The following is a 13363-nucleotide window of genomic DNA, read 5'->3' as shown; positions in this document are numbered from 1 at the left end:
GCCGCCCTAAAATTCACCGGGGGCTGAAGGGCAGCTATTTAACCACAGCGCCCCGCCAGCCCAAAGTATTAGACCCTCTCGGATGAGCAATCAAATACATATCGATATCGAAGTGCCCGCGGAGTGCGCGGGCCAGAGGTTTGACCAGATCGCAGCGGATTTGATCCCTGATTATTCCCGCGCGCGCCTGCAGGCCTGGATAAAAGGCGGCCAACTCACTGTAGATGGCCGTATCGGCAAGCCCAAAGACAAGCTGTTCGGCGGAGAAAGCCTGCAGTTGCGGGCCGAACTCGAGCCCCAGGGCGAGTGGCTGCCACAGGACATGGACCTGAATATCGTCTTTGAAGACGACAGCCTGCTGGTGATCAATAAACCGGCAGGCCTGGTAGTGCACCCCGCGGCGGGCAACCCGGATGGCACCCTGTTGAACGGCTTGTTAGCCCACTGCCCCGGCCAGCACCAGATCCCCCGTGCCGGCATAGTGCACCGCCTGGACAAGGACACCAGTGGCCTGATGGTAGTGGCCAAGACGTTGCCGGCCCAAACCGCCCTGGTGGACCAGCTCAAGGCGCGCACGGTCAGCCGCCAGTACGATGCCATAGTGCAGGGCAACATGCGGGTCGGCGGTACCGTGGATGCCCCTATGGGACGCCACCGGCAGAATCGTCTCAAAATGGCGGTGCTGGACTTTGGCGGTAAGGAAGCAATTACTCACTACCGTGTGCAAGAGCGGTTCCGCGCCCACACCCTGGTACGCTGCCAGTTGGAAACCGGCCGCACCCACCAAATTCGGGTGCATATGGCGCATATTCGCCACTCGTTGATTGGCGATCCCTTGTACGGCGGTCGCAGCAAGCTGCCGCCGGGTGCCGCTCCGGAATTGATCGCAGCCCTGCAGCAGTTTCCCCGCCAGGCCCTGCACGCCGCCGAGTTGGCTCTGATTCATCCGCAAACCGGTGAATCCATGCACTGGTCGACGCCCATGCCTGAGGATATGCTGCAGCTTCTTGAGTACCTGCGGGACGATAAAGACTGACCCCGGCACTCTAACTTCTCAATCACACACTGCGTGACTTTCGACGGAACCACCTTAGTCGGAACCACCCTAGTAGGAACCACCATGTCTGCTGAACACTACCTGACCCCGGATTGGCCCGCGCCCGCCAATGTGCGCGCCTTTTCTACGTTGCGTGGCGATGGTCATAGTCAGGGGGATTACCGTGCGTTCAATCTGGCGGATCACGTAGGGGATGCTGCGGAGACGGTGGCTGCCAACCGGGATAAGCTGCGTCGGGAGCTTGCGCTACCGGGCGACCCCCAGTGGTTGGAACAGATTCACAGCGACAAGGCGGTCGAGGCGCAGGGCGATGGCAAAGTGCGCACCGCGGACGCCAGTTTTACTGCCGAAAAGAATACCGTGTGTGCGGTACTGACGGCGGACTGCCTGCCGCTTCTGGTATGCAGCCGCGATGGCAGCGAAGTGGCGGCTATCCACGCCGGTTGGCGTGGACTTACGGGTGGAGTCATTCGCGAAACCATCAGGGCAATGGCGACGGCACCAAAAGACCTGCTGGTGTGGCTCGGTCCGGCCATAGGTCCACAAGCCTTCGAATGTGGGGTGGATGTGTTAGAAGCGGCGTTTGAGTCTTCCATGAGTGAATCCCACGGATCCGCGATTGCCAAGTGTTTTGTGCCGCATGCCAAAAAGCCACTGCATTTTCTTGCGGACATTTACGGACTGGGGCGCGCGGAGTTGGCCGAACTGGGTGTTACCGAGATTTATGGTGGCGACCGCTGCACGGTTTCTGAGGAGCAAGACTTCTTTTCCTACCGCCGCGATGGCAATACCGGGCGCATGGCGTCACTTATCTGGTTTGAATAGCTTGTTGAATGGCTATTTTGAATAGCTTCGAGCTGGTCTGAATAAGCTCGTTGCCCTTTCTTCTGCGCTCCTGTCCTGTCCAGTTGCCTTGTCGCTGGACAGGTGGCGACGATACGCAAAACTTGAAAACCCCTCATCTGCCCGCAAATTACTGATCAGCACTAGACTGTATTCGTCATTGCGTTTCCACGCGCCGTAGTTCTGGCTTCCCGGCGTGTTATTGATCAGGAGAGGGAAAAGTACAATGCGCATCGACCGGATGACAAACCCGCTGCAAGCGGCCATTGCCGACGCTCAATCCATTGCCGTCGGTCGCGATCATAATCAGATTTACCCCGAACACCTGCTGCAGGCACTGCTGGACCAGTCCAATGGCAGTACCACCGCCTTCCTCAATCAGGCCGGCTTTAATATCAATGGCCTGCGCAATGACCTCGCAAAGCGCCTCGATAGTCTGCCCACTGTGGGTACGCCCACCGGTGATGTGGGTATGTCCCAGGAATTGATGCGCCTGTTCAACCTGGCGGATAAAAAAGCCCAGAAAAATGGCGATAGCTTTATCGCCAGTGAAACCGTTTTGCTGGCGGCATTTGATGCCGCCGCCGGAGAAGTTTCAAAAATTCTCAATGCCCATGGTGATTTAAAGCATCTACAGGATGCCATCAGCAAAGTGCGCGGCGATGAAAAGGTGAATGATCCCCAGGCGGAAGAAGCGCGCCAGGCGCTGGACAAATACACCATGGACCTGACCGCCCGCGCGGAGGCGGGCAAGCTGGATCCGGTGATTGGCCGAGACGATGAAATTCGCCGCACTATTCAGGTGCTGCAGCGCCGCACCAAAAACAATCCGGTACTGATCGGCGAACCCGGGGTCGGCAAAACCGCCATCGTCGAAGGATTGGCCCAGCGTATCGTCAACGGTGAAGTACCCGAGGGTCTCAAGGACAAGCGCCTGCTGTCCCTCGATCTCGGTTCCCTACTGGCCGGTGCCAAATTCCGAGGCGAATTCGAAGAGCGCCTCAAGGCGGTGTTGAATGAGCTTTCGAAACAGGAAGGACGCGTCATCCTGTTCATCGACGAACTGCACACCATGGTGGGCGCCGGCAAAGCCGAAGGCGCCATGGATGCAGGCAATATGCTGAAACCGGCGCTGGCGCGCGGTGAGCTGCACTGCGTAGGCGCCACGACGCTGAATGAATACCGCCAGTACATTGAAAAAGATGCGGCACTGGAGCGGCGCTTCCAGAAAGTGTTAGTGGATGAGCCTACCGAGGAAGACACCATCGCCATTCTTCGGGGGCTGAAAGAGCGCTACGAAGTGCATCACGGGGTGGATATTACCGACTCCGCCATTATTGCCGCCACCAAACTCTCCCAGCGCTATATCACCGATCGCCAGCTGCCGGACAAAGCCATCGACCTGATTGACGAAGCGGCCAGCCGTATCCGAATGGAAATTGATTCCAAGCCGGAAGAGATGGATAAGCTGGAGCGACGCCTGATCCAGCTCAAGATCGAGCGCGAAGCAGTCAAGAAAGACAAGGACGATGAAGGCGCGAAAAAGCGCCTGCAAAAGCTCGAAGAAGATATCGACAGTATCGAGAAAGAGTACGCAGATCTGGAAGAAATCTGGAAAGCGGAAAAAGCCAAGCTGGCCGGCAGTGCAGACATCAAGAACAAGTTGGAGCAGGCCAAGCTGGATATGGACGCGGCGCGCCGTGCCGGTGACCTTACCCGTATGTCGGAAATTCAATACGGTGTTATTCCCCAGCTGGAACAGCAGTTGAAACTGGCTTCCGACAATAGTGACACCAGTGATAACCAGCTGTTGCGAAACCGGGTCACCGATGAAGAGGTTGCGGAAGTGGTTTCCCGCTGGACCGGAATTCCCGTTTCCAAAATGCTCGAGGGTGAGCGTGAAAAACTGTTGCGGATGGAGGCCAACCTGCACGACCGGGTGATCGGCCAGGATGAAGCCGTTGAGGCGGTATCCAATGCCGTGCGTCGCTCCCGTGCGGGGCTTGCTGATCCCAATCGTCCCAATGGTTCATTTCTGTTCCTGGGGCCCACCGGTGTGGGTAAAACCGAATTGTGTAAAGCCCTGGCCGAATTCCTGTTCGATACCGAAGACGCCATGGTACGCATCGATATGTCGGAATTTATGGAGAAGCACTCCGTGGCCCGGTTGATCGGAGCGCCCCCAGGCTATGTGGGTTACGAGGAGGGTGGTTATCTCACCGAAGCGGTGCGCCGCAAACCCTATTCGGTGTTGTTACTGGACGAGGTGGAAAAGGCGCACCCGGATGTATTCAACATCCTGCTGCAGGTGCTGGAAGATGGTCGCCTTACCGATGGCCAGGGTCGCACCGTCGACTTCCGCAATACCGTGGTGGTAATGACGTCTAACCTTGGTTCGGACCTGATCCAGAAATACGCCAGTGCCCGCGATGATGATGAAATCGACAGCGAAATCCACTACCGCCAGATGAAGGCGGCGGTGATGGAAGTCGTCGGCCAGCATTTCCGCCCGGAACTTATAAACCGCATCGATGAAGTGGTGGTGTTCCACCCGCTCAATCGTGCCGAAGTGCGCTCTATTGCCGAAATTCAATTGCACAACCTGCGCAAGCGCCTGGCGGATCGCGATCTGAAACTGGAGATGTCCGACGAGCTTCTCGGCAAACTTGCGGATGTAGGGTTTGACCCGGTTTACGGCGCGCGGCCCTTGAAACGGGCGATCCAGATGTGGCTGGAAAACCCACTGGCACAGGATGTGCTCTCCGGAAAATTTGTTCCCGGCGATACCATCCACGCGACCCTGGAAGGCGATAAGGCGGTCTTCAACAAATAACACTTTCTCTCGTCTTTTTGCTGCCTGCTCCTGTGCTGGGGGCAGGCGACGATCTGAGGTGAGCATCAATGGATCTGATGTATGGCACTGGCGAGGCAGATATTTAACCGGCGCATGCTGTGGATGCTGCTGGGTTGCCTGTTGGTGTTTGGCGGTGTCTTCGGATTTAAATTCTTTGGCAAGTACATGATGAACCAGTTTATGGACAACATGTCATTGCCGCCCGCCACCGTGACCACCGCGCGCGTGGATCAGCAGCGTTGGCAGACTCGCCTGCAGGCGGTTGGCAGTCTGCGAGCCATCAATGGCGTCAATGTCACGACCCAGGCCCAGGGCGAGGTCAAAGCCATTTATTTCGAGTCTGGTCAGTCGGTGGAAAAGGGCACCTTGCTTGCCGAGTTGACTGCAGACCCGGAAACCGCCCAGATCCAGGTACTGGAGGCCGAACGACGCCTGGCCGAGCGGGATTTCAAACGCATTTCTGAGCTGTACAAGAAAGGCGTTGCGACATTGCGCGAGCTGGATCAGGCCCAGGCAACGATAGACCAGGTACTTGCCAACCTGGCAGTGCAGCGCGCCACCATCAATGAGCGGACGATTACCGCTCCATTCTCCGGTCAATTGGGTATTCGACAGATCGACCTGGGGGAGAATGTGGCGCCCGGTGATACCGTCGTTTCTCTGCAGCAGCTGAACCCTATCTATGTGGACTTTTCCCTGTCGGAGCAGGATTTTTCCCGGGTGGCCGAAGGGCAGGGCATAGAACTGACGGCCGCGGCCGTTCCCGGGAAAGCGTTTCAGGGGCGGGTTTCGGCCATAGATCCGGCGATAGATCCCCGTAACCGTACCTTCCTATTGCAGGCGACATTGGAAAATCGCGAACGAACGTTGCGCCCGGGGATGTTTGCCGATGTTGCCGTCAAGGTGGAAAAGTTTCGCAACGTACTCGTGGTTCCCCGTACCGCAATCAGTTTTGCTCCCTACGGCAATGCGGTGTTTGTTATCCGTAAACCAAAAGCAAGTGACTCGAAAGCTACAACCAATTCCGCTACCAATGCCCCGAAGGATACCCCGAAGAATGCTCCCGAGTGGGTTGCCGTCAAACGTTTCATTAAAACCGGTGAGGAGCGCGGCGATTTGATCGAAATCACCGAAGGCGTGGAAGCAGGGGAGCAGGTAGCCACCAGTGGTCTGTTAAAGCTGCGCAACGAAGGTGCGGTCATTATCAACAATGACAATCCGCCACCGGATCAATTGAACCCCAAGCCGGATAACAGTTAGCAGACGCGGGATTCAAAATGTTGCCTAGCGTAGGCAAGGATGCCGAGTGAATTTTACCGATATCTTTATTCGCAAACCGGTACTGGCCTGTGTAGTCAGCCTGTTCATTTTTCTTCTCGGTTTGCGTTCTGCGTCCGAGCTTAATGTCCGCCAGTATCCGGAACTGGAAAATGCGGTGATCACCATTACCACCGTGTATGTGGGGGCAGACGCGGATCTGGTTCAGGGGTTTATTACCACCCCGCTTGAGCAGGAAATTGCCAGTGCGGATGGGTTGGACTACATCGTCTCCACCAGCATCCAGGGTGCTTCGGTGATTCAGGCGTATGTGCGTCTGGATTACGATCCCAACGAAGTGCTTACCCAGGTAGTGGCCAAGGTCAACAAGCTACGCAATGAGCTGCCGTTGGAGTCAGAAGACCCCACGGTAGATCTGGCGGTAGGAGAAACCATTGCCGCCATGTACCTGTCGTTTTCCTCCGAGATCCTGGATAACAACCAGATAACCGATTACATCACCCGTGTCGTCCAGCCAAAGCTCTCGACCATTGCCGGGGTACAGCGGGCAGCCCTGCTCGGCAATCGTACCTTTGCCATGCGTATCTGGCTCAAACCTGCCGAGATGGCCGCACAAGGAGTAACCCCCGGCGATATTAGCGAGGCACTGCGGCGAAACAACGTCCTGGCATCGGTAGGCAGCACCAAGGGTAGCCGGGTGGCGATGGATATCCGCGCGGCCACCGACATTGCCTCCGAATATGCATTTCGCAAACTGGTGGTGCGTGCCGACGATGATCAATTGGTGCGCCTGGGGGATGTGGCGGAAGTGGAGCTGGGTTCAGAGTCTTACGAGACCTCGGTGACCTTTAATGACCGATCGGCGACTTTCGTGGCGGTGGAAGTCGCGCCCGACGCCAATGCTCTCGACGTGATTGCCGATGTGCGGGACAAGCTGCATGGCGAAATTTTCCCTCAGTTGCCGGAAGGTATGCTGGGAGAAATTCCCTACGACAGCACCGAGTATATCCAGGACTCCATCAACGAAGTTATCAAGACCATTGCTGAGGCGGTGCTGATTGTCATTGTGGTGATCTACCTGTTCCTGGGGTCGCTGCGCAGTGTGATCATTCCCGCTGTCGCCGTGCCCTTGTCCATGGTGGGAGCGCTGTTTCTGATGTTGTTGATGGGGTTTTCCATCAATCTGCTCACCCTGCTGGCAATGGTTCTGGCGATTGGCATTGTGGTGGACGATGCGATTATCGTGCTGGAAAACGTGCACCGTCATATTGAAGAGGGATTGTCGCCGCAGGAAGCGGCCTTTAAAGGCGCGCGGGAGCTGGCCTGGCCCATCGTTGCCATGACCACTACCCTGATCGCGGTGTATCTCCCTATTGGCTTTCTCGGTGGTTTGACCGGGACCCTGTTTGTGGAATTTGCGTTTTCGCTCGCCGGGGCTGTGCTGCTTTCAGGGGTGGTAGCGCTGACCCTGTCGCCAATGATGGCGGCGAAGGTTTTGCGGGCTGAGGATGGTGAACGCGGCAATCGTTTTGAGGCCTGGCTGGAGCGTGGCCTGGGGCGGTTGGAGTCCAGCTATCGTCGGCGCTTGCACGGCGCGCTGGATGTTCGGCTGGTGATTCTTGTCTTTGGCTTGATCGTTCTGGTCAGCTGCTACTTCCTGTTTGTCACATCACCCAGTGAGTTGGAACCGAAAGAAGATCGCGGCTTCGTGTTGGGGATTGCCCGCGGTGACTCTTTTGCCACCCTGGATTATATGGAGCAGTACACCAATGAAATTAACGGTGTGCGCGATCGCCACCCGGAAGTGGAAAACCTGTTTCTCTTAAATGGCGTTGGTGGCGCGGGCAATAGTGCCAATAGCGCCATTGCCGGTTTTGTACTGTCTTCCTGGAACAAGCGGGATAAAAACACCCAGGAAATGCAGGAAGTCATCAATGCGGAGGTCTCCCAGATTGCGGGGCTGAAAGTAGCCACCTTCGTGCCACCGAGCTTGCCCACGGCAGGCGGTACCTTGCCGGTGGAGTTTGTGATTGGCACCACGGAACCCATTGCCAGTCTTGCGAGCTTCGCCGACGACATTATGGGGCGCGCACTTGCGACGAAAAAATTTATCTTCCTCGATGCGGACCTGAAGCTCGATAAGCCGCGTTTGACGGTGGTGGTTGATCGTGACAAGGCCGCGTCGATCGGCATCACTATGGCCGATGTGGCGCGGGAGTTGGGCGCCATGATGTCTGGTGCCTATACCAATCGATTTTCACTGGAGAACCGCAGCTACAAGGTTATTCCCCAGGTGGTGCGTGCGGATCGCCTGACCGGTGAACAGTTGCTGCAGTATTACATCCGTGCCGGCGACGGTACTCTGGTGCCCATGTCTACGCTGGTACAGTTGAAGGAGACTGTTGAACCCCAGCAGTTGAAGCGATTCCAGCAGTTGAACGCAGTGACCATTTCAGGAGTGCCGCGGCCGGGGATTCCCCTGGGTGAAGCACTTGGGGTTTTGGAGTCGGCCGCACAGGAGGTTTTGCCGCGGGAGTATTCCACGGATTACTCCGGGCAGTCGCGCCAGTTCAAAAGCGAAGGTTCTGATCTTTTGCTGACCTTCTTCTTTGCCCTGATTGTTATATACCTGGTGCTGGCGGCCCAGTTTGAGTCCTGGCGCGATCCTCTGATCATGCTGGTGACAGTGCCCATGAGCGTGTGTGGTGCCATGATCTTCGTGAGCCTGGGGCTCACCACCTTGAATATTTATACCCAGGTGGGGTTGGTGACGCTGATCGGGGTTATCTCCAAGCACGGTATATTGATTGTGGAGTTTGCCAACCAGTTACAGCAACAGGGTCGCAGTAAACGTGAGGCCATTGAAGAGGCTTCGGCGATTCGGCTTCGACCAATTCTGATGACAACGGCGTCTCTGGTGCTTGCTATGGTGCCCCTGCTAATTGCTGCGGGCCCCGGTGGTGGGGCACGCTTTGCGATGGGGTTGGTGGTGGCTTCGGGAATGACGATTGGAACCGTATTTACCCTGTTCGTGCTGCCGGCCATGTATATGTATTTGGGACGGGATTATCGTCACGGGCACAACGGGTGACGCTGTCAGGGCAGGACGGTTAAATGTCCCACCCTGACCTGAAGGGAAACCTATGGGAAGGGTGTCTGGCGCGCGGGTTCAGTTAACAGTTGGTTTGTGCCGTCTCGCGGGCTTGCTGGATTCGCTGCTGTCTCTCTTGTTCTGGCAGAACCCGGTAGTTTCCGCTGGCGTCTACTTCTCGCACCCTGGCGTGTGACTGCAGCTCCTGCAACCGTTGCTGGGCATTGCGACAGCGCAGAGCACGCGCCGCCTTTTCGGCCTGGCTGACGGCTGCCTGGGTATTCTGCTGCTCGGGCTGGGGCGCTGGCTCGGAGTCGCCAGCGGCCTTTTCGCTCATCGGTTTGCTGGCGGTTGCCATTTTACGCTGGGCGATCAGGGCGTCCTGCTCTTGCTGCCACTGTTTGAATCGCTCGGATTTGGGTGCCTTCACGACTTCTACCTGCTTCTGCTTCGGGGGCTGGGAGCCAAAGTGCACTACCCCGTTGTCGTCGACCCACTTGAAGATGCCGTCGGCCTGCACGCTTGCGGCCAGGCCAAGCCCGAGAGTCAGGGTCGCGATGAAAGTGCGCATGAAGAGTTGCCTTGTGTCGTTGTTGTGCTTGGTCGCCGCATTGGGTGCGGTTGTGACTGGGTAAAGTCACCAGACTGCCGCTGATTGTAACGGGGGGAGCGGGGTATCTCGCAACCCAGTTAACAATTTTGCGCAAGGCCGATACCAGAGTTGCCCCGTTATGGGGCTCAATCGTGTTTCTTCTATTGACACCCAGTGCTCAAGCTGGAGAATTTACCCCTTGCTCGGCAAAGACGATGGCACCGCAACACCCTGCGGCTCTCATTCTCTTTCCGGCGGGTTAAGCGCCCGCCATCTCCTGTCGAGGAGGCCCTCCCCATCTGGAGGCCTTGGGGCCCGCACCCCGGTTCCGCTACCGGTCGGGTTCCGCGCAATTTGGCGTCACCGTGAAGTTATCCTAAAAAACGGGCTAAATCTGCGTTTAAGGCTGATATTTATCACGCTTTTCCTTTAGAATCGCCGTCTGGCTTTCGCGCCGTCCGGCTTTTCTGTGGTTTGTGGATGATGCGGATCCTAAAAATGGGAAATTTTGAGGGGGCTCAAGTGGAATTACTCTCCGGCGGCGATATGTTGGTTCGCGCGCTGCAGGATGAAGGGGTTGACCTGATATTCGGTTACCCCGGAGGTTCGGCACTTCATATATACGATGCCATCTTTCGGCAGAAGGGCATCAAGCACGTACTGGTGCGCCACGAACAGGGCGCAACCCACGCTGCGGACGGTTACGCCCGCGCCACGGGTAAAACCGGCGTGGTACTAGTGACTTCCGGTCCAGGTGCAACCAATGCCATTACTGGTATCGCGACGGCTTACATGGACTCCATCCCAATGGTGGTCATCTCCGGCCAGGTACCTTCTGACAAAATCGGTGAAGACGCCTTCCAGGAAACCGATATGGTCGGTTGCTCACGCCCGATCGTGAAGCACAGCTTCCTGGTAAAGAACGCGGAAGAAATTCCCGAGGTTGTCAAAAAAGCCTTCTTTATCGCCTCTACTGGCCGTCCTGGCCCGGTGGTGATTGATATCCCCAAAGACATCACCAATCCGGTGGACCGTTTTCCGTATAATTATCCGGAAAAACTGCGCATGCGCTCCTACACGCCGGCGGGCAAAGGTCACACCGGCCAGATCCGCAAGGCGGTGGCATTGCTGTTGTCCGCCAAGCGGCCGGTGATCTATGCCGGTGGTGGTGTGGTTCAGGGCGACGGCGCCGAGTTGCTGACAGAGCTGGCCCAACGCCTGAACTACCCGGTAACCAATACTCTGATGGGATTGGGTGCTTACCCGGGTACCGACAAGCGCTTCCTGGGCATGCTTGGCATGCACGGTACTTTCGAAGCGAATACGGCAATGCATCACGCCGATGTGATTTTTGCAGTGGGCGCGCGCTTTGATGACCGGGTAACCAATACCCCGAACAAGTTCTGCCCCGGTGCCAAGGTCATTCACATTGACGTGGATCCTGCGTCCATTTCCAAAACCATCACTGCAGACGTGCCGATTGTGGGTACGGTGCAGTCGGTGTTGGCCGAAATGCTGGAAATGCTCAAGGCCTCGAAGGAGATGCCGGACCAGTCGGCGATTGTGGATTGGTGGCGCCAGATCGACGATTGGCGTGAGCGCCACGGTCTCTACACGGCGCCGCGCTACCGCACCGATGGCGACATGATCATGCCGCAGGAAGTGATCAGCGCGGTGCACCAGATCACCAATGGCGACGCCTACGTGACCTCTGATGTTGGACAACACCAGATGTTTGCCGCGCAGTACTATCTGTTCGACAAACCTCGTCGCTGGATCAATTCCGGTGGCCTCGGCACCATGGGCTTCGGCCTGCCGGCGGCACTGGGGGTGAAAATGGCATTCCCGGATTCCGAAGTGGTCTGTGTGACCGGTGAAGGCAGTATCCAGATGTGTATTCAGGAGCTGTCTACGGCAACCCAGTACCATCTGCCGGTGAAAATCCTGTGTCTGAATAACCAGGCCCTGGGCATGGTTAAGCAGTGGCAGGAAATGCAGTACGAAGGCCGCCTGTCCAACAGTGTGTATGAAGAGTCCCTGCCGGACTTCATCAAGCTGGCGGAAGCCTACGGGCATCTGGGCATGAAGATCGAGCACCGCGATGAGCTGCACGGTAAGCTGGCCGAAGCCTTCGCAATCAAGGATCGCACCGTGTTTATCGACGTATACGTCGATCCGTCTGAGCACGTTTATCCCATGCAGGTGATGCCGAGTGGCTCCATGCGGGATATGTGGCTCAGCAAGACGGAACGGACGTAAAGGGAGGTAAGCAAAATGCGCAGAATTATTTCAGTTCTGATGGAGAACGAGCCCGGTGCTTTGTCGCGCGTGGTTGGCCTGTTTTCTCAGCGAGGCTACAACATCGAGAGTCTCACTGTGGCGCCGACCGAAGATGCGACGCTGTCGCGTCTTACGCTGACTACCATAGGGGATGACCACAAGATCGAACAGATCACCAAGAATCTGAACAAGTTGATCGACGTGGTTAAGCTGGTGGATCTAACCGAGGGCTCACATATTGAGCGCGAACTGCTGCTGGTGAAGGTGCGCGCGACCGGTGCACAGCGTGATGAAGTCAAACGCAGTGTGGATATTTTCCGCGGTCAGATTGTTGATGTCACCAGCAACATGTACACGGTACAGGTATCCGGTACCAGTGAAAAACTCGACGCTTTCTTACAGGCGCTGGGCGAGCACACCATCATGGAAGTTGTTCGCTCCGGAGTAAGCGGGATTGCCCGTGGTGAGAAAATTCTCAGTATTTGAGCGTCAAACATCGAAGTAGGAATTTCCGGGTTTCAGCCCGGACTGAAATTCAAAGCACATTAAGTAGGAAGTAAGTTATGCACGTTTATTACGATAAAGATTGTGACCTCTCTTTGATCAAAGGCAAAACCGTTGCCATCATCGGTTACGGTTCCCAGGGCCACGCCCACGCCAACAACCTGAAAGATTCCGGTGTGAGCAACGTCGTGGTTGGTCTGCGCAAGGGCTCCGCTTCCTGGGCCAAGGCGGAAAAGGCCGGTCTGCGTGTTGCCGAAGTGGCCGATGCTGTTAAAGATGCTGATGTGGTGATGATTCTGACTCCGGATGAGTATCAGGCCGGGGTATATCGTGAGCAGGTGGCTCCGAACCTGAAAGCCGGCGCTGCTCTGGCATTCGCCCACGGCTTCAACGTGCATTTTGAGCTGATCGAGCCGCCGAAAGATGTTGATGTGATCATGATTGCGCCGAAAGGCCCGGGTCACACTGTGCGCTCTACTTACCTGGAAGGTGGCGGTGTCCCGACCTTGATCGCCATCTATCAAAATGCCTCCGGCAGCGCCAAAGAGCTGGCCCTGTCTTACGCATCTGCGAACGGTGGTGGCCGCTCCGGAATCATCGAAACCAACTTCCGTGAGGAAACTGAAACCGACCTGTTCGGCGAGCAGGCGGTACTGTGTGGTGGTGTTTCTGCGCTGGTACAGGCGGGCTTCGAAACCCTGACCGAAGCTGGTTATGCACCGGAAATGGCGTACTTTGAATGTCTGCATGAGCTGAAGCTGATCGTCGACCTGATGTATCAGGGCGGTATCGCGGATATGCGCTACTCTATCTCCAATACGGCAGAGTACGGCGACTACGTTACCGGCCCGCGCATTGTTACCG

Annotated in this window: 9 protein-coding genes (1 of these 9 only partly in view); 8 read left to right on the top strand and 1 reads right to left on the bottom strand. The window is 56.6% G+C overall.

Going from position 1 to position 13363, the window contains the following annotated elements; translation table 11 throughout:
* Positions 1–82 precede the first annotated feature (82 nt).
* The 5 genes from rluD (at position 83) to GRX76_RS17640 (ending at position 9123) form a co-directional block, all read left to right on the top strand.
* Complete coding sequence (gene rluD, locus GRX76_RS17660; RefSeq protein WP_160154499.1) at positions 83–1036, top strand: 23S rRNA pseudouridine(1911/1915/1917) synthase RluD; 954 nt, start codon at positions 83–85, stop codon at positions 1034–1036.
* A gap of 84 nt (positions 1037–1120) precedes the next feature.
* The gene (pgeF, locus tag GRX76_RS17655; protein WP_160154498.1) at positions 1121–1882 is read left to right on the top strand and encodes a peptidoglycan editing factor PgeF; all 762 of its coding nucleotides are present in this window, start codon (positions 1121–1123) and stop codon (positions 1880–1882) included.
* A gap of 244 nt (positions 1883–2126) precedes the next feature.
* Entirely contained in the window at positions 2127–4733 is a 2607-nt protein-coding gene (clpB, locus tag GRX76_RS17650; protein ID WP_160154497.1) for an ATP-dependent chaperone ClpB, read from the top strand.
* An 81-nt stretch (positions 4734–4814) separates the two neighbouring features.
* Positions 4815–6014, top strand: a complete 1200-nt coding sequence (locus tag GRX76_RS17645) for an efflux RND transporter periplasmic adaptor subunit (protein WP_160154496.1) — start codon at positions 4815–4817, stop codon at positions 6012–6014.
* 46 nt (positions 6015–6060) lie between these two features.
* A complete protein-coding gene (locus tag GRX76_RS17640; protein WP_160154495.1) occupies positions 6061–9123 on the top strand; it encodes an efflux RND transporter permease subunit in 3063 nt (1020 codons plus the stop codon).
* Positions 9124–9205: 82 nt separating this feature from the next.
* Here GRX76_RS17640 and GRX76_RS17635 read toward each other — a convergent pair whose 3' ends face one another.
* Positions 9206–9694 (bottom strand): DUF4124 domain-containing protein, encoded by a 489-nt coding sequence (locus GRX76_RS17635; RefSeq protein ID WP_160154494.1) that lies wholly within the window; start codon positions 9692–9694, stop codon positions 9206–9208.
* Between the two features lie 543 nt (positions 9695–10237).
* On the opposite strand from GRX76_RS17635, the gene GRX76_RS17630 reads away from it, so the two are divergent.
* The 3 genes from GRX76_RS17630 to ilvC form a co-directional block, all read left to right on the top strand.
* Positions 10238–11974 (top strand): acetolactate synthase 3 large subunit, encoded by a 1737-nt coding sequence (locus GRX76_RS17630; protein WP_160154493.1) that lies wholly within the window; start codon positions 10238–10240, stop codon positions 11972–11974.
* A gap of 15 nt (positions 11975–11989) precedes the next feature.
* A complete protein-coding gene (gene ilvN / locus GRX76_RS17625; protein WP_043320882.1) occupies positions 11990–12481 on the top strand; it encodes an acetolactate synthase small subunit in 492 nt (163 codons plus the stop codon).
* Positions 12482–12558: 77 nt separating this feature from the next.
* Positions 12559–13363: the 5' portion of a ketol-acid reductoisomerase gene (ilvC, locus tag GRX76_RS17620; RefSeq protein WP_160154492.1), read on the top strand. Its footprint extends 221 nt past the window's final position; 805 of the gene's 1026 nt are visible here — the first part of the coding sequence; it begins with the start codon at positions 12559–12561; its stop codon lies beyond the right edge, outside the window.

It is taken from the genome of Microbulbifer sp. ALW1, from assembly GCF_009903625.1.
Lineage (GTDB): Bacteria > Pseudomonadota > Gammaproteobacteria > Pseudomonadales > Cellvibrionaceae > Microbulbifer.
Note: the sequence above shows the minus strand (reverse complement) of the source record. Positions and strands in the feature narration are given on the sequence as shown.